The sequence below is a fragment of the Marinobacterium stanieri genome (assembly GCF_900155945.1).
In the GTDB taxonomy this organism is placed as follows: Bacteria; Pseudomonadota; Gammaproteobacteria; order Pseudomonadales; family Balneatricaceae; genus Marinobacterium; species Marinobacterium stanieri.
This window is the reverse complement of sequence record NZ_FTMN01000003.1, coordinates 488064-509788: the sequence shown is the minus strand read 5'-3', so window position 1 is coordinate 509788 and position 21725 is coordinate 488064. Positions and strand designations below refer to the sequence as shown.

General features: G+C 53.3%; 27 protein-coding genes. 24 read left to right on the top strand and 3 right to left on the bottom strand.

Features of this window, described 5'->3' with window-relative positions:
• From BW956_RS10015 to BW956_RS09995, 5 genes are all read left to right on the top strand, one after another.
• Nucleotides 1–447: transposase (locus tag BW956_RS10015; RefSeq protein WP_139327160.1), on the top strand; the 447-nt coding region annotated here is incomplete at its 5' end.
• 28 nt (nt 448–475) lie between these two features.
• Nucleotides 476–1525, top strand: a complete 1050-nt coding sequence (locus tag BW956_RS10010; RefSeq protein ID WP_244894349.1) for a DASH family cryptochrome — start codon at nt 476–478, stop codon at nt 1523–1525.
• A 101-nt stretch (nt 1526–1626) separates the two neighbouring features.
• Complete coding sequence (locus tag BW956_RS10005; RefSeq protein ID WP_217695117.1) at nt 1627–2073, top strand: DUF3465 domain-containing protein; 447 nt, start codon at nt 1627–1629, stop codon at nt 2071–2073.
• Between the two features lie 128 nt (nt 2074–2201).
• Nucleotides 2202–2609, top strand: a complete 408-nt coding sequence (locus BW956_RS10000) for a GFA family protein (RefSeq protein ID WP_076462615.1) — start codon at nt 2202–2204, stop codon at nt 2607–2609.
• Between the two features lie 75 nt (nt 2610–2684).
• Entirely contained in the window at nt 2685–3107 is a 423-nt protein-coding gene (locus BW956_RS09995) for a YccF domain-containing protein (RefSeq protein WP_076462614.1), read from the top strand.
• A gap of 54 nt (nt 3108–3161) precedes the next feature.
• Here BW956_RS09995 and BW956_RS09990 read toward each other — a convergent pair whose 3' ends face one another.
• From BW956_RS09990 to BW956_RS09980, 3 genes are all read right to left on the bottom strand, one after another.
• The gene (locus tag BW956_RS09990; RefSeq protein WP_076462613.1) at nt 3162–3818 is read right to left on the bottom strand and encodes a GGDEF domain-containing protein; all 657 of its coding nucleotides are present in this window, start codon (nt 3816–3818) and stop codon (nt 3162–3164) included.
• A gap of 326 nt (nt 3819–4144) precedes the next feature.
• A complete protein-coding gene (locus BW956_RS09985; RefSeq protein WP_076462612.1) occupies nt 4145–4819 on the bottom strand; it encodes a 4'-phosphopantetheinyl transferase family protein in 675 nt (224 codons plus the stop codon).
• Nucleotides 4809–5249, bottom strand: coding sequence for an excinuclease ATPase subunit (locus tag BW956_RS09980; RefSeq protein WP_083703009.1), 441 nt, complete (start codon nt 5247–5249; stop codon nt 4809–4811). Before BW956_RS09980 ends, BW956_RS09985 begins: the two co-directional genes overlap by 11 nt.
• 200 nt (nt 5250–5449) lie before the next feature.
• Between BW956_RS09980 and BW956_RS09975 the strand changes: the two genes are divergently transcribed.
• The 19 genes from BW956_RS09975 to galE all read left to right on the top strand — a co-directional run bounded on the left by BW956_RS09975 (nt 5450) and on the right by galE (nt 21659).
• On the top strand, nt 5450–6178 hold the full coding sequence (locus BW956_RS09975) for a beta-ketoacyl synthase chain length factor (RefSeq protein WP_175611994.1): 729 nt from the start codon (nt 5450–5452) through the stop codon (nt 6176–6178).
• A 2-nt stretch (nt 6179–6180) separates the two neighbouring features.
• Nucleotides 6181–6951: a lysophospholipid acyltransferase family protein gene (locus tag BW956_RS09970; RefSeq protein WP_076462610.1), complete on the top strand. Its 771-nt coding sequence runs from the start codon at nt 6181–6183 to the stop codon at nt 6949–6951.
• The gene (locus BW956_RS09965) at nt 6944–7204 is read left to right on the top strand and encodes a phosphopantetheine-binding protein (RefSeq protein ID WP_010322042.1); all 261 of its coding nucleotides are present in this window, start codon (nt 6944–6946) and stop codon (nt 7202–7204) included. The genes BW956_RS09970 and BW956_RS09965 overlap by 8 nt, the downstream gene beginning before the upstream one ends.
• 9 nt (nt 7205–7213) lie before the next feature.
• Nucleotides 7214–7465, top strand: coding sequence for an acyl carrier protein (locus BW956_RS09960; RefSeq protein WP_076462609.1), 252 nt, complete (start codon nt 7214–7216; stop codon nt 7463–7465).
• The gene (locus BW956_RS09955) at nt 7465–8004 is read left to right on the top strand and encodes a COG4648 family protein (RefSeq protein WP_076462608.1); all 540 of its coding nucleotides are present in this window, start codon (nt 7465–7467) and stop codon (nt 8002–8004) included. Before BW956_RS09960 ends, BW956_RS09955 begins: the two co-directional genes overlap by 1 nt.
• On the top strand, nt 8001–9698 hold the full coding sequence (locus tag BW956_RS09950; RefSeq protein WP_076462607.1) for an ApeI family dehydratase: 1698 nt from the start codon (nt 8001–8003) through the stop codon (nt 9696–9698). The genes BW956_RS09955 and BW956_RS09950 overlap by 4 nt, the downstream gene beginning before the upstream one ends.
• On the top strand, nt 9676–10443 hold the full coding sequence (locus tag BW956_RS09945) for a glycosyltransferase family 2 protein (RefSeq protein WP_076462606.1): 768 nt from the start codon (nt 9676–9678) through the stop codon (nt 10441–10443). The genes BW956_RS09950 and BW956_RS09945 overlap by 23 nt, the downstream gene beginning before the upstream one ends.
• A complete protein-coding gene (locus BW956_RS09940) occupies nt 10436–11404 on the top strand; it encodes a lipid A biosynthesis acyltransferase (protein WP_076462605.1) in 969 nt (322 codons plus the stop codon). The genes BW956_RS09945 and BW956_RS09940 overlap by 8 nt, the downstream gene beginning before the upstream one ends.
• Before the next feature lie 12 nt (nt 11405–11416).
• On the top strand, nt 11417–11824 hold the full coding sequence (locus tag BW956_RS09935) for an acyl-CoA thioesterase (RefSeq protein WP_076462604.1): 408 nt from the start codon (nt 11417–11419) through the stop codon (nt 11822–11824).
• Nucleotides 11825–11922: 98 nt separating this feature from the next.
• On the top strand, nt 11923–12399 hold the full coding sequence (locus BW956_RS09930; RefSeq protein ID WP_175611993.1) for an outer membrane lipoprotein carrier protein LolA: 477 nt from the start codon (nt 11923–11925) through the stop codon (nt 12397–12399).
• Nucleotides 12396–14717: an MMPL family transporter gene (locus BW956_RS09925; protein ID WP_083703007.1), complete on the top strand. Its 2322-nt coding sequence runs from the start codon at nt 12396–12398 to the stop codon at nt 14715–14717. The genes BW956_RS09930 and BW956_RS09925 overlap by 4 nt, the downstream gene beginning before the upstream one ends.
• A complete protein-coding gene (locus BW956_RS09920; RefSeq protein WP_076462602.1) occupies nt 14710–15942 on the top strand; it encodes an NAD(P)/FAD-dependent oxidoreductase in 1233 nt (410 codons plus the stop codon). The genes BW956_RS09925 and BW956_RS09920 overlap by 8 nt, the downstream gene beginning before the upstream one ends.
• 104 nt (nt 15943–16046) lie before the next feature.
• Nucleotides 16047–16499: a DUF3261 domain-containing protein gene (locus tag BW956_RS09915; protein WP_175611992.1), complete on the top strand. Its 453-nt coding sequence runs from the start codon at nt 16047–16049 to the stop codon at nt 16497–16499.
• Nucleotides 16496–17668: a beta-ketoacyl-[acyl-carrier-protein] synthase family protein gene (locus BW956_RS09910; protein ID WP_076462600.1), complete on the top strand. Its 1173-nt coding sequence runs from the start codon at nt 16496–16498 to the stop codon at nt 17666–17668. Before BW956_RS09915 ends, BW956_RS09910 begins: the two co-directional genes overlap by 4 nt.
• Entirely contained in the window at nt 17665–18117 is a 453-nt protein-coding gene (locus BW956_RS09905) for a hotdog family protein (protein ID WP_076462599.1), read from the top strand. Before BW956_RS09910 ends, BW956_RS09905 begins: the two co-directional genes overlap by 4 nt.
• Nucleotides 18114–18839, top strand: coding sequence for a 3-ketoacyl-ACP reductase FabG2 (locus BW956_RS09900; protein ID WP_076462598.1), 726 nt, complete (start codon nt 18114–18116; stop codon nt 18837–18839). The genes BW956_RS09905 and BW956_RS09900 overlap by 4 nt, the downstream gene beginning before the upstream one ends.
• A complete protein-coding gene (locus BW956_RS09895; RefSeq protein WP_076462597.1) occupies nt 18839–20065 on the top strand; it encodes a beta-ketoacyl-ACP synthase in 1227 nt (408 codons plus the stop codon). Before BW956_RS09900 ends, BW956_RS09895 begins: the two co-directional genes overlap by 1 nt.
• Nucleotides 20066–20099: 34 nt before the next feature.
• Nucleotides 20100–20555, top strand: coding sequence for an Sbal_3080 family lipoprotein (locus tag BW956_RS09890; protein ID WP_076462596.1), 456 nt, complete (start codon nt 20100–20102; stop codon nt 20553–20555).
• Nucleotides 20556–20618: 63 nt separating this feature from the next.
• Nucleotides 20619–21659, top strand: coding sequence for a UDP-glucose 4-epimerase GalE (gene galE / locus BW956_RS09885; RefSeq protein WP_083703006.1), 1041 nt, complete (start codon nt 20619–20621; stop codon nt 21657–21659).
• Nucleotides 21660–21725 lie beyond the last annotated feature (66 nt).

Below are 21725 nucleotides of genomic sequence, written 5' to 3'. Positions count from 1 at the left end.
GAAACTCAGATAAAGACTATCACCAAACAGATCGATGAAGCCGTTATGCAGGTCAAGCATTGGCGTACCAAAACCGAGATCCTGACCAGCGTGCCTGGTGTCGGTAAAGTCCTCGCGTACACCTTGCTCAGCGAGCTTCCGGAGCTCGGTAAGCTCAACCGTAAAGAGATCGCCGCACTCGTCGGTGTCGCACCCATGAACCGAGAAAGCGGCACCTGGAATGGCAAACGGCGTATTCGCGGAGGCCGTCACCGTATCCGCACGGTCATGTTCATGGCGATGCTGTCATCCATCCAATGTAACCCCGTCTTCAAGCGCTTTTATGAACACCTGAAGTCTGAGGGTAAGCTGCCCAAAGTGGCGATCATCGCCTGCATGCGCAAGCTCATTGTAGTGCTAAATACCATGCTCAAAAACGAAGAGCTTTGGCGTCATAAAACAGCCTGATTATTTATGCTGGACACCACAGTCACTGGTGAGTCGGTACCGCATTGATCGATTGTTCTGCACCAGAAGCTCGGGTGTATACGAGCAGCGTCAGCTGTCTTCGCTGCAAAGCCGCTTTCCACACCTGAATGCGTCTATCCGTGATGGTTACACTCTATTTGATCAAAGCCAATTAACCGAGATTGTTGATCCCTTTCCCGTCAGTTTTTCGGCCTTCAGACGTAGGGTCGAGAAAGCGCTGGATATCCCTCAGCCCTTGCCGCCTGTAATGGACCTGCCGCCTGCACTGAAGATTGAGGCAAGAGGTGAGCAGCTTTCAAGGTCAGCCGGGTATCATAATGACACCTGGTTTACAGGCGGGGAGCAGGCAGCACAGTCTCATCTGGAACGCTATTTCAGTTCGTTGCTGCCCTCAACGTACAAACAGGTTCGCAATGAACTGGATGGTCTTGAGAACGGTACCCGTTTTTCACCCTGGCTGGCACAGGGCAGCCTCTCTCCACGGCGAATCATGCAGCAGCTTAAACAGTATGAAGCACGCCAAGGTGCTAATGAGTCAACCTATTGGATTTTCTTCGAGTTGCTGTGGCGCGAGTACTTTCAGTGGTATGCGCATCATCATGGCGTCAGGCTGTACCACTTGAAGGGTATTCAAGGGCGCTCACCACTGACCAGCTTCTACCCCCAGCGTTTCAAGTCCTGGTGTGAAGGGACCACGCCCTGGCCACTGGTAAATGCCTGCATGCGACAGCTAAAGCAGGCAGGCTGGATGTCCAACCGGGGGCGTCAGGTTGTTGCCAGTTGCCTGGTTAATGAACTGGCATTGGACTGGCGGTATGGTGCGGCCTGGTTTGAGCAGGAATTGCTGGATTATGACTCCGCCAGCAACTGGGGCAACTGGCAGTATCTGGCAGGCGTAGGGGCAGACCCGCGCGGGAAACGGCGTTTCGATATTGCCAAGCAAACCCGTCAATACGACCCTGATGGTCGTTTCATAGAGAGCTGGCAGGGTAATGAGCAGACCTTGGCACTGGATCATGTAGATGCATCCGACTGGCCTATACCGCCTCGGCATTAGTTTCCGGCGTATTTGGATATCGTTTTTTTTGATAGCCGGGCTCGCGTTGATTCGCGTTTTTGATGAAGATAAGGGCTTGGCTGAATGAAGGGACTCGCGTGATGAAAAAACTGGCTGTCGTATTGCTAATCGGCTTGGTTGCTGTTGGCTATCTGGAGCGGAATACAGGGCTTGGAGACCTCTTTGGCAGCGAGCCGGTTTCTGTGGGTGCCAGTGCTTCTGACGCTATCGCCGAGGCGTTTCAGACACGGCAAAGTGATGTTCAGGTACAAGGCGAGGGCACTGTGGTTCACCTTTTACCCGATGACACCCGGGGCAGTCAGCATCAGAAATTTATTCTGGAACTGGCATCCGGCCAGACCTTGCTGATATCTCACAATATTGATCTGGCACCGCGCATAAATGCACTGCGAAAGGGCGACCGTGTTCAGTTTTATGGTGAATACGAGTGGAACCCGAAAGGCGGTGTCGTGCATTGGACGCACCATGACCCGGCCGGTCGCCATGCCCATGGCTGGCTTAAGCATCAAGGTGTCACTTACCAGTAAAGACAGGCCAGATGATCAGTCGCCGACTGAATGACTGTGGGTGTCACTTTTGTTCTAGTCTTTCATCATTCAGGTTGCGATGATCTCGGACCCGATAATTTGAATTTCTGGACAGAAAGGATCTCAGTATGAGCTACCCGATCAATGGTGCCTGTCAGTGTGATGGTGTGACATACCAGCTACTATCTGAACCTCAGATGGTTGTTGCCTGCCACTGTAAGGAGTGTCAAAAACTCTCCACCAGTGCATTCAGCATTACCGCCATGGTCAATGCCGACCAAGTGAAATTTGAAGGAGAAATGGCTGATTGGAGCCGCCCGGCGGATAGTGGCAATATTAGTGCCGCAAAATTCTGCCCCGGCTGCGGCAACCGTATCTATCATTACAATCCGGCAGAACCCGACAAAATCAAATTGAAGCCATCAAATCTGTCGGATACCAGTATTATTAAACCGGTTGCCCATGTCTGGGTAAGTGAGAAGCAGGACTGGTATACCATCCCTGAAGGGGTCAGGGTATTTGATAAGCAGCCCTGATAGGTTGAGCTGTTAGTGCTATGTTCAGCGTTGGCGGCCTAGTCTTGATGGATATATTTGGCAGGAGGCACTTTAGTGGCTGTTCTACGTTTTTTGGGTAATGTGCTTTGGTTCGTGCTGGGCGGGCTTGTAATGGGGCTGGCCTGGTGGCTGGCAGGATTGCTGGCAGCGATTACAATTGTGGGCCTTCCTTGGGCGCGCTCCTGTTTCGTGCTGGGCAGTTTTTCCTTTTTACCCTTTGGTCGAGAAGCCGTCAGCCGTAAAGCCCTGACAGGCGAGGATGATCTTGGCACCGGTACCATTGGGCTGCTTGGTAATATCATCTGGTTTATCTTTGCCGGTGTCTGGTTGGCAATAGGCCATTTGATGTCGGCTGTTGCCTGCTTTATTACAATTGTCGGCATACCCTTTGGTATCCAGCATTTAAAGCTGGCGCTGATTGCACTATCGCCAGTAGGGCAGACCGTTGTAGACAGTGACCGCCTGCGCTGGGACTGATCTGTCACGCTTGCGGTAGGCAGGCCAGGGTGTGTCGGCCCTGGTCTGCCGGTTTCAGGACTGTTGTTTCAAAACAGCCCGATCTTTTCCTCTTTCTTTAGCCGTATACAGTGCCTGGTCGGCAGTATCCAGCCAGGCATCAGCCTTAACGGGGTTCTGCGTGTGTGCAATCCCGATGCTCACGGTACAGGAAAATGTTTGCTGGTTTTCCAGCGTAAACAGGTGACTGGAAAAGCCGGTCATAATTCGCTGTGCCACCAGTTCGACTGCGCGTGGATGGGTGCCTTCCAGCAAGATCGCGAATTCCTCGCCGCCATAGCGAAATGCCAGGTCCTGCTCGCGGATACACTGTTTCATGGTGAGAGCCAGTTGCTGTATCACCTGGTCACCCCTGGCGTGGCCATGGGTATCGTTGACCTGTTTGAAGTTGTCGATATCCAGAAACAGCAGGGCGCGTTGTTTTTCACCACTGGCAGCACGTTCGAGATGGTGGTTAAAACTGGCACGGTTACCCAACCCGGTTAACGCATCTGTTTCACTTAACTTCTGCAGCTGCTGGCGAGAGCGTTTTTGCTCTGAGCCCCACAGGTAGAGGCCAATGCTGATAAACAACATGCCGATGGGGGAGGCTACATTTTCAATGGCTTGGGAGACTGCGCCTTCTTCAAGTAAAAACTCATCTTCTACGTCTTCCAGGGCACCCAGTGCCATACACGTAAACCCAAGATACAGCATCCAGAACACACTTCGTGTCAGCTTTATCCGATGTAGCAGAACAACCCAAATACAGAGCAATATGGAGATGATTGCTTCGCTATAGACGTCTTGAAGGATAACTTCGTCCCAAGAACGAAAGGGTGGTTCAAGCGAAAGGGTGCTTAGGCCTGACGCCACCAAGATAAACAATACCAGTGTGTACCAGTGCCGCATAAACTCGATCTCGACTGAAATGAGCTGATTTCATTGGGAGTCGCAGTTGATCTTAACCTATTAGCGTGAGGGTGCGGTGATTTTGAGGGGGTGAATTGAAAAGGGAATTAAACCAGCTGCAAAGTGCGTGTAATCAGTGATGGTTGAGTAGTTAGTCGAGGGGTTACCAGGCTGGATTGAAAAGCACCTATGTGGTGCTCATGCAGGTGCCAGTTTGTATCGCCTGCGGCAAGGCCTGCATAATCAATTGTGCTGAGAGGCGTGTTTAGCTGTCTGTCACGTGGGAGGGCTTTATAGACGGCTTCCTTGGCACACCAAAGGCGATAGAAATAATCGTGCTGCTTACTAGAGTCAGGAGGTAGCTTATGCAGCTCTGATAAGGTCATGAACTCCGCGGCCAGTGCTTTGAGGTTATTTCGTTTTGCGCGGTATTCAATGTCCAGGCCAACAGGGGACTCGCTGAGAGCAAATCCGATGAGCTGCCGGCTATGGCTCAGACTGATATAAACGGAGACAGGCAAATTGGCAATTTCCGGTTTGGCGTGTGGCCGGTCCTGGATTATCCAGCTGTCGGGAGGCTTTGAGTAGACTTGGCTCAATGCAGTGCAGATCAGAAGCCGGCTGAATAGATATTCTTGGCGGCGCTTGTCGGTTCGCAGTGTGAGAAAGTGGCGTTGCTGGGCTTCAGGCAGGCGGGCAAGGCAGGACTGTTGCTGTGTGATAGACAGCTGTTCGGCTCTGGTATACCAGAGCCGAACACTAAGGACTGAATCAGTGTGCAATCTTGACTACTTTGCCTGTCAGGGCGACGCCTGCCATGATATTGCCGGCATGGCACTCGAACTCGGTATTGCTGCTGACCTTGTTCTTTTTGTAATAGCTGGCAATGTTGATTACAGCATTACCGCCTTCTCGAATAGCGCGATCCTGCAGTGACAGCAAGGCAGATAGCATTACCCAGCGGCAGGCTTCTTCATCGCTTTTATTGAACGCATTGGTCTTTTTGTTGGTAGAAAACTGCCCAAAAGAGTTCAGAACCTTGGGGTGGTTCTGGCTGCCAAAATAGAACTTGATGTTAGGGTCCAGACGTTCCTGGTAATCGGGTGATTGCATTGCGTCTTCGATGGACATCATGTGCGTCGTGTCGCGGCTGAAGGCACTGGGTGATAGAAACATCAGAAAAACCGACAGGCAGGCTGCGATCAATTTCACAATAGGCTCCTTGTGTTATAAAAAAATCCTGAGAAGTCGGCGAATTATAGGTAGACTTGCCGCGGGGAGTAAACCGCTTTCTCTATTGCATCGGTGAAACGAGACGGTAGAATTCCCTGTCCCTTAAAAGGGACATTGTTTCAAGACTAGGATGGTTGGCCTGCTTGGTTTTGAGTATCGAGCAGGCAGGAGTAGGGACGTTGTCAGGTTTCAGAATACAGTCATGGAATGCGGTTGCGCCGGGTCTGAATTGCCCCGAAGATTGGCGTAACTGGTTGCAGGCACCTTACCTGCTTGACACTCAGCTAGCCAAAATTCCGCTCAAACAGATACCACCCCTGCTGCGTAGACGTTTTACCGAGCTCGGCCGATGTGCTGCGGGAGCGGCTTTGCCGTTGCTGGAAGATATCGACTCAATACCGAGTGTTTTTGCTTCACGCCATGGGGACACGCCTCTCACCCTGTCACTGCTTGAAGGTATCGCCGCGCAGCAACCCATGTCACCGACCGGCTTCAGTCTTGCTGTGCATAATGCTGTCAGTGGGCTGTTGTCAATTGCGCGGAAGGATGTCAGCGAAGTCACGGCCATTGCTGCCAGCGAACAGTTGATTGCCCATGCCTTAATGGAAGCTATGACTCAGCTTCAGGAGCATGAGCGGGTGCTCTGCCTGATTTATGATGTGCCCCTGCCTGAGCTATACCAGCCTTATGTCACCACCGAGCCTTTTCCCTTCGCCTTGGCCATGATTCTGAGCCGCGGCACCGGGGAGTGTTTTCAGTTGGCGCAACAGCAGTCAGCTGTACATGCAGAAGTCAGTGAGCTGATGGCCATGATGAAATGCCTTTGTGGGCTGGAGGAACAGGTTTGCTTCAGCGGTACACGGGGCAGCCACTGGCAGCTGTGTAAAGCTGATCCTGAGCAGGTGTAGCGATGGTGCTGGGTCATTTGAATCATCTTTGGCGCTGGTGTGGTACCGCCTTCAGCTTCCTGGTGTTTGGTATTGGCGGGTTGCTGTTGCCCTTGTTTATGGTTCCGATCTTCTATTGCCTGCCGGGGAGTGCCGAGCAGCGGGAGCGCAGGGGGCAGCGTGTCATTCATTGTGCCTTTCGGTTTTATATCGGCATGATGAAAACACTGGGTGTACTTAGTTACGAAGTGGAAGGGATTGATAAACTGCGTGATGCGCGCCTGATTTTGGCGAATCATCCATCCCTGATCGATGTGATTTTTCTGATCGCTCTGGTCCCGAATGCCAATTGTGTGGTGAAAGGGAAGTTGATTCGCAACCCGTTCACCCGAGGGCCTATACGCTGTGCGGGATATATCATCAATGAAGACAGCGACAAGGTGATTGATGCAGCGGCAGATGCCTTTGGCAAAGGGCATGCGCTGATCATCTTTCCTGAAGGAACGCGAACGACACCGGGTGAGCCTCTTAAACTTAAGCGCGGTGCGGCAAATGTCGCGATTCGTGCCGGGGCAGACATCACGCCGGTTTTGATTTCCTGCAGTCCTTCTACGCTAACCAAGCAGGATCGCTGGTATCAGGTCCCTGCACGAAAAGTACATATGCGCATCCAGGTTAATGATGGCTTGCCTATTGCTCCCTACCTGGAGTCCAGCGCCCCCTCTATTGCGGCCAGGCAACTGACAGCCGACCTGGCTGATTATTTTGATAAGGAGTTACGTGTTTATGAGTAACCTGCATCTGGATGTAAAGCAGATGATTATCGAAGCGCTCGATCTGGAAGATATCGAGGCTGATGATATTAGCGACAGCGATCCGTTGTTTGTTGATGGTTTGGGCCTGGATTCGATTGATGCCCTGGAGATCGGTTTGGCCTTGCAGAAACGCTACGGCATTAAGCTGAAAGCGGATTCTGATGAAACCCGCCAACATTTTGCCAGTGTGAATGCGTTGGTCGCCCTGATTCAATCTCAAGCTGAAAAATAAGAGAACCCCATGTCTGACCAGGAAGAAACCTATCAGAAAATCATCCAGGTTTTGGAAGACCTGTTCGAAATTGACCCTGCGGATATACACCCTCAGGCTCACCTCTATCAGGATTTGGACATCGACAGTATCGATGCAGTGGATTTGGTGGTTGAGCTGAAGAAAATGACGGGCAAAAAAATCAAGCCTGAAGATTTTAAATCCGTACGCACCGTGCAGGATGTTGTGACTGAAGTAGAGAAGTTACTCGGTCAGGACTGATGCCGATCCGTATTCTGGTGACCTTGCTGACGCTGAGTTATCCCTTTGCGGTGTACTGGGGATTGCAGCATTTTGACGCCTTGTCGCTGCTACCCGTACTGCTGTTGATGCTGCTGCTGCGGTGGCAGGGGGAGCGGCAAGTACGCGACCGTATGGTCATCATTGTCAGTGCTCTGGGTGTGCTGGTGGTGACGCTGCTTTGGGATGCTCAGCTCGGGCTCAAATTCTATCCGGTGTTGGTGAATCTCGGCTTACTGGTTGTGTTTGCCAGTAGCCTGTTTGCGTCACAAACCGTCATTGAGCGTCTGGCACGGATTTCGGAGCCGGATCTGCCACCTGCTGGAGTGGCATATACGCGTAAGGTTACCCAGGCATGGTGTGTATTTTTCGTGGTCAATGGAAGCGTTTCAATGGCGACATTGCTATGGGCATCGGAAGCGACCTGGATGCTGTATAACGGACTGATCGCCTACCTGTTGATTGGCGCCATGCTGGGGGCTGAATGGCTGATTCGCCAGCGTGTCAGGAGTGGACAATGAAGGGGTTAATCCCTCTGTGTGATTGGCTCAACCAGGCACCGGCACACCCTGTGGCAATAAGTCACGACGGGCCTGTAGGTCATGACGCCTTTACGCAGCAGGTCGCCCGATGTTACTGGCAGCTGTCATCAGCCAAGCCCGGTCAGCGCTGGGCCGTGTACCATGCCGATACACTTGTGTTTCTGGCCTGGGTTCTGGCTTTGTGGCAGCGTGGTTGTACCGTGTGTGTGCCTGGTGATAATCGCCCCGGTACTAACCAGCGTTTGAGCACCAGGGTTTCAGGTTTTGTTGGTGATTACCCGGTCGAACTGTCGAGTGTTGATCATGCGAGCAACGAGATAGTGTCAATACCGGAGTGGCGGGCGTTGGATACAGGCTTTCCGGCGCTTGAAATCTATACTTCAGGTTCCACTGGTGAGCCCAAGCCGGTTCAGAAAACCTTTACCCAGTTACAGAGTGAGTTGGAGGCGCTTGAAGCGCTTTGGCCGGATCACCATGACGCAGTAATCGTCACAACCGTTACCCATCAACACCTGTATGGTCTGACATTTAGGCTTTTCTGGCCATTATGTCGGGGGCAGCTGTTTGAAAGCAGCCAGTGCCAGTTCAGTGAAGAGATATTTCAGCGGGCGCATCAGTATGCCCATTTCTCACTGGTATCCACCCCGTCTCACTTGAGTCGTTTCAATCCGGTGTTGGATTGGGATGAAGTAGAGCCGAGGTGTGTTGCGGTTGTATCTTCGGCAGCACCTTTGATGCGTGAAGACAGTTTGGCGGTTGCTGCACTTTTGCATGCGCCAGTGCGTGAAATCTATGGAAGTTCTGAAACGGGTGCCCTGGCCTGGCGTATACAAGGTGACAGGGAGGAATCCCCCTGGCAGCTGTTGCCAGGTGTTCAAGGTGAGCTTACCGCCGATGCAACGTTGAAAATCAGTGCACCTCAGGTGACAGATGGCTGCCAGACGTTGTCCGACCGTGTGGTCATGGCTACAGACGGGCGATTCAGGTTGCTAGGCCGAACAGATCGAATTGCAAAAATCGAGGGCAAGCGCGTATCGCTGGTTGAAATAGAGCAGCAGGCTGAACAGTTGCCGTTGATTAAACTGGCGCGCTCACTGGTTTTAAGCGGGCGGCGCACCGAGGTTGGGCTGGTTGCCGAGTTGACTGACGAGGGCAACAGGACACTGCAGTCGGACGGAAAAAGGGCACTGGTGCAACAACTGAAGGCAGCGCTGAGCCGATGCTTTGAGCCGGTTGTTCTGCCTCGACGTTGGCGCTTTGTGTCCCATATGCCTTATAACGCGCAAGGAAAAATTACGGTGGAGTCGTTGAAAACTTTGTTTCAAGCGGACAGTACCAAATGGCCGAGTATCCTCAGTCAAACGGCTGAAGCTGCAAGTGCAGAGCTGATGCTTCATGTTCCGGCATCTCTGATCTATTTTGATGGCCACTTTGCGGGTAATCCCATTTTGCCGGGTATTACACAAGTGCATTGGGCGGCGCATTACGGCCGTGAGTTACTGGGTGTTGATGGTGTGTTTTGTCGCCTGGAGGCAGCCAAGTTTCAGCAGGTCATTTTCCCTGAATCTCAGGTCAGGCTGGAGCTTGAGTATCAAGCGGAGAAAAACAAGCTCGTCTTCCGCTATGTGTCGGACAAAGGAGGCCATTCCAGTGGACGTATCTGCTTCAGCTGAGGGTGCTTTCAACGTCGCCATTGTGATTCCGGTGTACAACCATGAAGGCGCAATAGGTCCGACCCTGGCCAGTGTGCTGACCTATGGTTATCCGGTACTGCTGGTTGATGATGGCAGTGACCCTGTGTGCCGAGATGTGCTGATCGAACTGGAACGCCAGTATGGCGATGAAGTGCAACTGATACGGTTGGAACAGAATGGCGGCAAGGGGGCAGCCGTAAAAGCAGGCCTGCGCCACCTGCTGGCGATGGGCTATAGCCATGGCATTCAGGTAGATGCTGATGGTCAGCACGATTTAACGGACTTGCCAACACTGGTCGCAACTGCCCGTCGTGAGCCTGATGCTTTGGTGACAGGTTACCCGAAATACGATGATTCGGTGCCGGCATTACGTTACTACGCCCGCTATCTGACGCATGTCTGGGTTTGGATTAATACACTGTCCTTTCGTATCAAGGACACCATGTGTGGGTTTAGGGTTTACCCTTTGGAGCAAGTTGTGTCCTTGCTGGATAGAGAGCCCTGCGGCAACCGTATGGATTTCGATACTGAGGTCATTGTGCGTTGGGCCTGGCGTGGTCTGCCAGTAGAGAATCTGCCCACCCGTGTTCACTACCCGATTGACGGTGTATCTCACTTCAATGCGGTTAAAGACAACGTGTTGATCTCGTTGATGCACGCTCGTCTGTTTTTCGGCATGTTGCTGCGTTTTCCGGTTATTCTGAGGAATCGATTCCGTGGCTGAGACGGGTAAACACTGGGCGGGTGTAGGCGAGGCCGGCACACTACTTGGCATGAAAAGCCTGTTACTGGCGTATAGAGTATTTGGCCGGACCGGCTTTCGCATCTTTCTGTTGCCGGTCATGACGTACTTTTACCTGACCCGTGCGGAATCCCGACAGGCATCTCGTGATTATCTGGACCGTATCAAGCCGCTTCTGGCTGAACCTGAACGGAAAGGGCTGACTCCTTTCAGGCACTTCTGGTGTTTTGGTGAGATTCTGCTCGATAAACTGTTGGTGTGGATGGGCCATATACGTCATGAGGATGTGGTATTCGAAACCCCGGATGCCTTTGCCGCTGTCGATACCAATCGGCGTGGTGGCGTTATTATCGTCTCACACCTGGGTAATACCGAAGTCTGCAGCGCGTTGGCCCATCAGCTACCGGACGTAGCCATTACCATGTTGGTGCATACCAAGCACGCGGAAAAATTTAACCGCCTGATGAAACAGACCAACAGCAATGCTGCCATTAATCTGATGCAGGTAACGGATATGACGCCAGCCACGGCAATGTTGCTGTCGGAACGTGTTGAGGCGGGCGAGTATATTGTCATTGCGGGTGACCGGACGCCGGTTAACGGAGGAGGTAGGACAGCCTGCGTGGATTTTCTGGGCGCCAAGGCCGAGTTTCCTCAGGGCGCTTTCATTTTGGCCAGTTTGCTGCGGTGTCCAGTTTATCTGATGTTCTGTCTCAAACAATCGGAACGCTACCACCTGTATCTGGAAAGTTTCAGCCAGCAGTTGAGCTGGCCTCGCAAGGAGCGTAACCAGGGGCTGCAAAGCGCGGTTCAACGTTATGCTGATCGCCTCGCCGTCTATTGCCACAAGGCTCCACTGCAGTGGTTCAATTTTTTCCCTTTCTGGTTGAGTGATGAAAAAGCTGATAAAGCTGAGTCCTCACCGCCGCAGACGCCTTCATGATCAGGAATACCCATGGTTAAAGCTGAAGTTGAACTTGAGATTCCATTTCACGATGTGGATGTGATGCGTATTGCCTGGCATGGTCATTACGCCAAATATCTGGAAATTGCACGTTGTGCGCTGCTGGAGCAGATTGATTACAACGTGCCGCAAATGGAGGCTTCGGGCTATGCCTGGCCTGTCATCGACATGCGTATTCGATATGCGCAACCCTTGCATTTTCAACAGCGCATTTGCGTGGAAGCTCAATTGGTTGAGTGGGAAAACCGGCTGAAGGTTGAGTATCAGATCAAGGATGCTAATACAGGACGGCGTTTGACCAAAGCCTATACAGTACAGGTTGCCGTGGATACCGGTAGCGGTGAGATGCTCTATGCCTCACCTCCGGTATTGTTGAGCAAGCTGGGGCTGGAGCCATGATCCGTTTGCTATGCCTGATTTTGTCTCTGCATGCGCCCTCTGTACTTGCAGACACAACTTCACCCTCATCTGCTGTATATGCGGAGATCAGTGCACTGATGGATTCCCATTCCTCACTGCAGGGACGCTTTGATCAGGTGAAATATCTGGCAGCGCTTGAAGCTGAAATTAGCTCCTCGGGTCGCTTTGAATACGAGCATGATAAGGCGATTCGCTGGCATACCCGGGAACCCATTGAAAATTTGCTGACATTGACATCACGCGGCATTCTCAGTGAGCAGGATGGGAAAGTACTGTCCAGGCTGGATGCCCAGAGTAATCCAATAGTCAGTTTGTTCAGTGATATTTTTTTTGGAGTCATGACGGCCGATTGGCAGCGGCTTGAACACCATTTCGAAATGGAATCCTGGGTGGCGGGTGCAAACTGGCACGCGGTTCTGACACCCAGAGCGCATGAAGTGGAATCCATCGTGTCACGGGTTGAGCTCCAGGGTGATCGCTATCTGCGTGAGATTATTCTGCATGAGGCAGGAGGGGACTGGACCCGCATCCGGTTTTCTGAATTGCCACAATGAATGGTCTTTACATCAATCGCCTGGCGGCCGCGATTTGGCTGCTGTTGGTGGCCATACTTCTTTTCAGCGCCTGGCGCCAGGGGCCGGTTGTTGATACCAGCGTCATGGCCCTGCTGCCGGCGGACGAGCAGCAGCCGAATATTAAACGGGCCACGGATCATCAGGCGGATGCCTATGCCAACAGTTTGCTGTTGGTCATACGTGGCCAAACGGCTGCCGAGGCTGCCGAGGGTGCTCGGCACGCTGCTGAGCGTTTGGCTGCCCTCGCGGGCTTGGTCAATCTGACCTGGCATGCACAGGGGGCTGAGGCCCTGGTAGAGGATTTATATCCCTATAGGTTCACGGTGTTGTCTGAAACGGTACGCGAGCGGTTGCAGCAGGAGGGCGGCTCAGCGCAATACCAGCTGGCCCTGCAACGATTGTTTAATCCGGTATCGGGCTTTTCACAGCAACCTCTTGAAGATCCTTTCAGTCTCTTTGTCGATCTGGCGATGGCACAGCAATCGAAGCTGCCTGTTGGTGCGGATCAGGGCCTGTTGCGCCTGATTGCCTCCGAAATGCCTGCTTATCTGGTGCGCCTGGAACTGCTGGATGATCCTTTTAGCATCAGCGTTCAGGCGCGAGTTAATGCAGTGTTAAACCCGCTGCTGGACGAGTTGCAGCAACGTGGACTAAGTGTCTATCGCTCGGGTCTGCTGTTGCATGCGTCTGCAGGAGCCGATCAAGCCCGAGCGGAGATTTCGACCATTGGTCTGGGGTCGATACTGGGTATCCTGCTGTTGATTCTCTGGGCTTTTCGAAGTGTTGTACCGATACTGCACGTCATGATCCCGGTAGCAACGGGTGCTCTGGTGGCCATGGCCGTCACTCTGTTGCTGTTTGGGCGTATTCACATGATCACGATTGCCTTCGGTGCTGGTCTGGTGGGCGTGGCCGTGGACTATGCCATGCATTTTCTCTGTGAGGTGCGTGTTGTTCCTCGGCAACAGGTCATTCGCAGGCTGTTGCCCGGGTTGGTGCTGGGGTTGATGTCCAGCGTGTTGGCTTATGCAGGCCTTGCTCTGGCACCTTTTCCAGGGCTTCGCCAGATGGCAATTTTCTCGGCGGTTGGCCTAGTGGCCGCCTGGTTGACCGTGTTGCTCTGGCTGCCGCTGTTATCTACACGGCGTTCAACCGGGCCGCTACCGGCGGCTGCTACATTGGATCGCTGGCGTATGCAATATCCGTATATCACGCAGTCACCGCGGTTGGCACTGGTGCTGATTGTATTGGGTGTCTGCAGTGCAGCGGTCGTGTTTCAGGGCAGTGCACGGGACCAGGTTGCACTACTGCAAACCTCCTCCGCTGATCTGCTGGCGGAAGATCGTCAGGTGCAAAGCCTGCTTGGCAATGGCAGCAGTACAGCTTTTTTGCTGGTGTCAGGTGACAGCTTTGAACAGGTTTTGCAGACCGAAGAGGGGCTTCAGGCCGCTTTGGGATCATTAATCGCGGATAATCAATTGCAGGGATATAGAGCCTTGTCTCAGGTATTACCTTCCCTGCAACGCCAGGAGCAAAACAGCCAACATGTGCGGGCATTATATGACGCGAAATGGCATTCAATGGCTGATCTGCTGAATCTTTCACAACGGCAACGATCAGCGGCTCTGGAAAGCATGTATGAATCGACACGGGGTCGATTAACGCCTCAGGCCTGGCAGGCAATGACCTTGGGTCAGACCTGGACAGCCAATATTGTCAGCAGTGAACCCGGGGATGTGGCAACTGTGATTCAGCTGCAGGGGCGACTGAGCAGTGAGTTGAAGCAGCAATTGATGGCGCTTGCCGAACCTTTGCCCAATGTGGTGTTCGTCGACAGTCTGGGCAGTATGACCGAGTTGCTCGAGCGCTATCGCGCGGAGATTTCGAATTGGCTGTTGCTGGCGTATGCCTGCGTGCTTGTGCTGTTGGTGTTGCGTTACCGGTTTGCCAGCTGGCGGATACTGTTACCGCCACTGTTGGCATCATTGATCAGTTTTGCCGCATTTCTGCTGCTCCACGACGGTTATAACCTGTTCAATCTGATTGCGTTGATGCTGGTGCTGGGCATTGGATTGGATATGGGAATTTTCCTCAATGAAACCAGGGAGAGCGCACACACCTGGTTGGCCGTGACGCTATCGTCCGCCAGCAGTTTGTTGGCTTTCGGCTTGCTTGCCTTGAGCCAAACCCCCGTTCTTTATCACTTCGGTGTCATCGTTTTGCCCGGCCTGCTACTGACTTGGCTGCTGGCACCGCTTATGCGTGAATTTTCTACAGGAGAAACAGATCATGGCTGATCCACAGGGACGTTATGATGTGATCGTGATTGGTGCAGGCCCGTCGGGATCCGTCGCCGCAACCATACTGGCGAATCAGGGCTATAAGGTGCTGATATTGGAGCAGCAGCATTTTCCCCGTTTTTCCATCGGTGAAAGCCTGTTACCGCAAAGTATGGAGTTTCTCGAACAGGCTGGCATGCTGCAGGCAGTCGTTGAGGCTGGCTTCCAGTACAAGAACGGTGCCGCGTTCTGCCGTGGACAGGAGTATGACTACTTCGATTTTCGGCAAAAATTCTCAACTGGTTGGGGGACGACCTACCAAGTGCAGCGGGCACAGTTTGATAAAACGCTTGCAGATTGTGCTGCCGAGCGGGGTGCCGAGGTGCGGTATGGTCAGACGGTTACGGCGATCCAACAGAGCGCATCCGGTGTCGGTGTGGATGTGGAGCCCGAGGTAGGTCAGCCCTATCAGGCCAAGGCTGAATTTGTACTGGACGGCAGTGGCTTTGGGCGTGTATTGCCGCGCCTCTTGAATCTGGAAAAGGCCTCGCAACTGGGGTCACGTATCGCTCTCTTCACGCATATTGAAGACAACATCAGCGACCGTCGTTTTGATCGCAACAAGATTCTGATTACCGTTCATCCTGAACATGCTGAAATCTGGTACTGGTTGATTCCCTTCAGTGATGGGCGTGCGTCTGTCGGCGTTGTGTTGCCCCGTGAACGGTTTGACGACAGTAACATGGACCGACTGGAAACCCTGCAAGAGTATATCCGTGAAGGCGGTATACTCAGTGACGTATTGAACCAGGCCCATTTTGATACGGCCATCAGGACCCTGGATGGCTACTCCTGTGATGTGGAAAGTCTCTACGGTGACCGTTTTGCCCTGTTGGGCAATGCCGGTGAATTCCTGGACCCCGTTTTTTCATCCGGGGTAACCATCGCGCTCAAATCAGCCACCCTGGCAGCCGCAACCGTGCACCGACAATTACAGGGACAATCCCCGGACTGGGAGCAGGAGTATGCGCAGCCACTTAAAACGGGCATTGATACCTTCAGAGCCTTTGTTGAAGGCTGGTATGACGGTCGCTTGCAGGATGTCATCTTTGCCCACGACAAGAGTGACCCGGTAAAAGCCATGATCAGCTCCATTCTGGCGGGCTATGCCTGGGATACACGTAACCCGTATGTCAGTGAGCCGGCCCGGTTGTCGACATTAGCAGAGCTGTGTCGTTCTTGATGGCGAGGGGATTCACACGACTGCTGATACTGTTCTGTTTGGGCCTGCTGGCAGGGTGCTCGCTGTTTCGGACAGAGCCTGTAGCTGTACCGGCGTTACCCTTATTGGCACCGTTTTTTGGGCCGGATGCAACCCTGTTGAAGCAGCGGGTTGTAATCAATGCCAGAGGCGAAGCCGTCAGTTTCATGCTGGTTAGCCGCTTTGAGTCGCAACGTACGCGGTTGGCGGCATTATTGGCTACGGGTCAGCCGATTATGTTGCTTGAGTATGATGGCGAACAGCTTGAGCAGCAGGTGAAAATACCCGTACAACTGCCGGTTGAGGACATACTGGCAATGATTCAGTTTGCCGAGTGGCCAGAGGCGGCATTGCGGCAGCACTATGGTCGTGGAGCCGGGTGGTCGTTAAGTCTAGAGGCCAAGCGACGTCAGTTGTGGCATCATGGCGCGCTGATTCTGGATCTCACCTTCTCGGGTGAGCACATTCAGGTTACGCATTACCCGGATAGTTATGACGTCAGCATCACCACAATAGAGCGAAAGGATTTACAGCAGTGACCCGGTGTTACTTGAATGCCATGGCCATGGTGAGCGCCATGGGGGATTGCCCACAGGCCGCTTACCGGCAGTTGACCGCGGGTGCTCCTGCACTAAGCACTTCTCACTCATTCAGCCCTGAGGATACTTTGCCACTGGGTCTGTTTACCGGTGAGTTGCCGGTCATCCAGTTGCCTGAGCGTCACTGGCATAGCCGTAATAATCAAATGGCACTACTGGCGCTGGAACAAATCCGCCCTCAGGCAGAGGCTGCCATCGCACGCTTCAAGCCGCACCGTATCGGTGTGGTGGTGGGGACATCGACTTCGGGTATCAGTGACTCGGAAACCGACCTGAAGCAGCGCGTCAATACGGGTGAATTGCCGCCGGAATTTGATTATCGACAGCAGGAAATGGGTGCAACAGCGTCATATCTCGCTGCAGAACTGGGCGTGTCTGGACCTGTGTTTGCTATTTCTACGGCTTGCTCTTCGGGTGCCAAGGCGTTGGCGTCGGCACGTCGATTGTTGCGAGCCGGGCTTTGTGATGCCGTTATAGCCGGTGGCGTTGATACTTTGTGCCACCTCACCGTGCAGGGGTTTTCCGCATTGGAGGCGGTCAGTGACTCACCTTGTGTGCCGTTCAGCCATAACCGCAAGGGCATTAATATTGGCGAGGGAGCCGGTCTGTTTCTGATTAGCAGGGAGCCCGGTGAAGTTGAACTGGCCGGTGTCGGTGAAAGCTCTGATGCGCATCACATTTCAGCACCAGATCCCAGTGGTGCCGGAGCGGTCCGTTGTATGCAGTCAGCCCTTAGAGATGCCGGCATTGCATCGGATGCGGTCGACTATGTGAATTTGCACGGCACGGCAACGGCGTTGAATGACCAGATGGAAGCGCGCGCGCTGGCAAAGGTGTTTGGTGAGGCTGGTGTTCCCTGTAGCTCCACCAAGCCTTTTACGGGGCACACTCTGGGAGCAGCCGGTGCCGTAGAAGCCGCCATCTGTTGGTTGGCCTTGCAGGGGGGCGGCGCTCCGCGACACGTTTGGGATGGTCAGGCTGATCCTGATTTGCCGGCTCTGGATCTGATAACAGCGTCGCAACCGAATACTGAATTGTCCTGTGCGTTGAGCAACTCCTTCGCGTTCGGGGGCAATAATATTTCACTGATTTTGAGACGAGTAGTATGAAGGCTGAGTTCAGTGTCGATGAACTGGTGCCGCATACCGGGCAGATGAGCCTGTTGTCGGATATAACGGGCTATGGCGAAGACTGGCTGTCTGCAGTGGTTGATATCTCCTCGAGCTCCATGTTCGCCGATGATAAGGGCGTACCCGCCTGGGTTGGGCTGGAGTATATGGCACAAGCCATTGGCGCCTTTGCCGGTTTGCAGGAACGCCAGAAAGGTGAAGAGCCCAAGGTTGGCTTTCTGCTGGGTACGCGCAAGTTCAGTGTCGACGTGCCGTACTTTTCGCTGGGTTCTCGCATTCAGGTGAAAGTGACCAAGAACATGCAGGCGGAAAATGGGCTTTGCGCCTTTGATTGTGAATTGAGAGGCGAGGGTTTCACATCAGAGGCGAGTCTGAATATTTTTCAGCCAGACGATGCAAACCAGTTTTTACGGGATGCCAAGCAATGAGTAAAACAGTTTTAGTAACCGGCTCCAGTCGCGGTATCGGTAAGGGAATCGCACTGCGTCTGGCAGAAGATGGTTACGATATTGTGCTGCACTGCCGTTCCGGATTGGGGGCTGCACAGCAGGTCGCAAGCGAGATTGAAGGGCTGGGGCGACAGGTGCGTATCCTGCAGATGGATATTGCCGATCGTGAACAGTGCCGAGAGGTGCTGGAGCAGGATGTAGAGACCCATGGTGCCTATTACGGTGTGGTATGTAATGCCGGTATTGCTCGTGACAATGCATTTCCTGCCATGCCGGAACAAGATTGGGATCTGGTACTGAGAACCAATCTGGATGGTTTCTACAATGTATTGCACCCCTTGACCATGCCGATGGTTCGCCGCCGCCAGCCGGGACGTATCGTGACACTGTCCTCGGTGTCAGGCGAAATGGGTAATCGTGGGCAGGTCAACTACAGTGCGGCCAAGGCCGGAATTATTGGGGCAACCAAGGCACTGGCTGTTGAGCTGGCCAAGCGCAAGATTACCGTGAACTGCGTGGCCCCTGGCCTGATTGAAACCGAGATGACCGAACAGCTTCCGCTGGATGAAGCATTGAAAATGATCCCCATGCAGCGCGTGGGGTTGGTGAAAGAAGTGGCTGGGACCGTCAGTTTTCTGATGTCTGAGGATGCCGGATATATAACCCGCCAGGTGATTTCGGTGAACGGTGGTATGTTCTGATGAAGCGTGTTGTTGTAACGGGTATGGCCGGGTTCTCACCCATCGGTAATGACTGGGCCACAATCAGGGAAAATCTGGCCGCAGGACGCAGTGGCATTGTCAAAATGGATGATTGGGACCGATATGATGGGCTCAACACGCGTTTGGCAGCACCGGTCTCGGATTTTAAAATGCCGTCGCATTACAATCGCAAGGCGCTGCGAAGCATGGGGCGAGTAGCCCAGTTTGGTGTCTATGCTACGGAGCGTGCCCTTGATGATGCAGGCTTGCTGGGCTGGGATCAACTGGGCAACGGGCGTGCCGGTATTTCCTTTGGTTCCTCAGCTGGGGATACCCGTGCCTTTGTCGATTTCGGCAATATGTTGATGAACTGCTCGTCTGATGGTCTCAATGCCAACTCCTATATCAAGATGATGTCGCACACGGCACCGGTCAATATTGGAGTGTATTTCGGTATCCGAGGCCGTGTGATCCCTTCATCCAGTGCTTGTACGTCTGGCAGTCAGGGCATTGGCTATGCCTATGAAGCGATCAAGTTCGGCACTCAGGATGTAATGATTGCGGGTGGCAGTGAGGGGCTTTGTGCCACGGAAGCGGCTGTGTTCGATACCCTGTATGCCACCAGTGTCAAAAATGATACTCCGGAGCTATCTCCACGCCCCTTCGACCGCCATCGTGATGGCTTGGTTATTGGTGAAGGCGGTGGCGCCTTGATCCTTGAAGAACTGGAGCATGCGCAGGCCCGTGGCGCCACTATCTATGCCGAAATTATCGGCTTTGGCACCAACTCTGATGGTAGCCATGTGACCCAGCCCAGTGCTGACACCATGGAAATTTCCATTCGCCAGGCCCTGCAGAATGCGGATCTGCCTGCCAGTGAGATTGGCTATGTCAGTGCGCATGGTACGGCTACCGACCGTGGCGATATTGCCGAGAGCCAGGCGACACATGCCGTGTTCGGCGGTACTACACCGATCAGTTCTCTGAAAAGCTACACCGGCCACACATTAGGCGCCTGTGGCGCTTTGGAGGCCTGGACCGCCATTGAAATGATGAATGCGGGCTGGTTTTCACCGACTCTCAATCTGACAGAAGTAGATCCTGAGTGTGCTGATCTTGACTACGTGATGCATGAAGGGCGTCATTTCGAGACGGAATACGTCATGAGTAATAACTTCGCCTTTGGTGGTATCAATACGTCGCTGATATTCAAGCGCTGGAGCTGAACCGGGAACCTGACAACGCACAAGGAAGACAGGAATGATCAAGAAAACAGCGGCTATAGCCGTGCTCGCGGCCGGAGTAACCGGCTGCTCAATCCAGCAGAATGTGGATACGGCTCATATTGAGCAGGGAACAACGCTTTGTGTGATTGAGAATATGGATGTGCGTCCCGGGTTCCTGAGTGCATTCAAGACCGCACTACAGACCAAGGGCGTGCAGTACCGCCTGGTGAATGCCGCTGCCATTCCTGCCAATTGCCAATGGACGGCGTCGTACACCGCGCGCTGGAGCTGGGATCTGGCGCTGTATATGTCTTATGCCGAAATACAGATCCACAAGGATGGCACTCTTCAGGGTAAGGCACTTTATGATTCGACACGCGGTGGAGCAAATATGGGGAAGTTCATTGACGCGGAAACCAAGGTAAATGAGCTTGTTGAAGCCTTGTTGAATATTAAGACGGCTGCGCTCTTTTATCGATTTTACGGTTAGGCATGCAGACAGCTGAAAAGTGCTGCGGCGTTTGTGCCAATCCATTCTGAAGATTCCACACCTATGCCCAGCAAAGCAGGTATGGTCCTCATCACAGGCGGGGCCGGTTACATCGGTTCGCATACTGCAAGCTGTTTGCTTGATGCTGGCCATGACATTCTGATACTGGATAACCTCAGTAATAGTTTCCGGTCCACGATTGATAGACTGCAAGGGTTTGCCAAAACCAGCACCCTGAGGTTTGTCGAGGGCGATTTGCTGGACCGGAAATTGCTCGATCGCCTGTTTCTGGAATACTCGATTAAGGCCGTGATCCATTTTGCCGGGCGTAAGAGTGTGCCAGAGTCTATGCAAAACCCGATGCTGTATTACCAGCAGAATGTTGAAGCGACCCTGAATCTCGTTCGAGCCATGGGTGAGCACGGTTGCCATCGGATGGTGTTCAGTTCATCTGCGGCAGTCTATGGGGATGCTCAGGCAGTCCCTGTTACGGAAGTCTGTCCAGCGCTACCCAAAAGCCCCTATGGGCACTCCAAGCTGATGGTGGAACAGGTGCTCAGGAGTATTGCCAGTGCCGAGCCTCAGTGGTGTTTGACGATTTTGCGATACTTTAATCCAGTTGGTGCTCATCCCAGTGGGCAGCTTGGTGAGTCGCCTCGATACCCCTTGAGTAATCTGTTCCCGCAGCTGGCGCAGACCATCGCGGGTGAGGCCGGTCCCTTCCAGGTGCTTGGTCAGCAGTATGCTTCTGAAGATGGCACCGGTGTGCGTGATTTTATCCATGTTCAGGACTTGGCAGAGGGGCATCTCAGCGCTTTGAGCAGGCAGCAACCAGGTTGCCAGACTTACAATTTGGGGACGGGAAAGGGCTACACGGTGTTGGAGGTAATAGCTGCCTTTGAACAAGTAACAGGGCAACCTGTGCCGTTTGAAATGGCACCTGCGCGAGCTGGGGATATAGGGTGCTTGTATGCATCCGTTGAACTAAGTCGTCATGCGCTGGCCTGGCAGGCGCATCGTGGACTCAACCAGATGGTTGAGGATTACTGGCGTTGGTGGTGTAGCTCGACGGCGTATGGCACACCGTTGCGCGGATGCTCTTAGCCCGCGGGAACTGCCAGCAGTAGGTGATTGAAGGGGCTTCCCTCAGGAGGCCCCTGTCGGTATGCC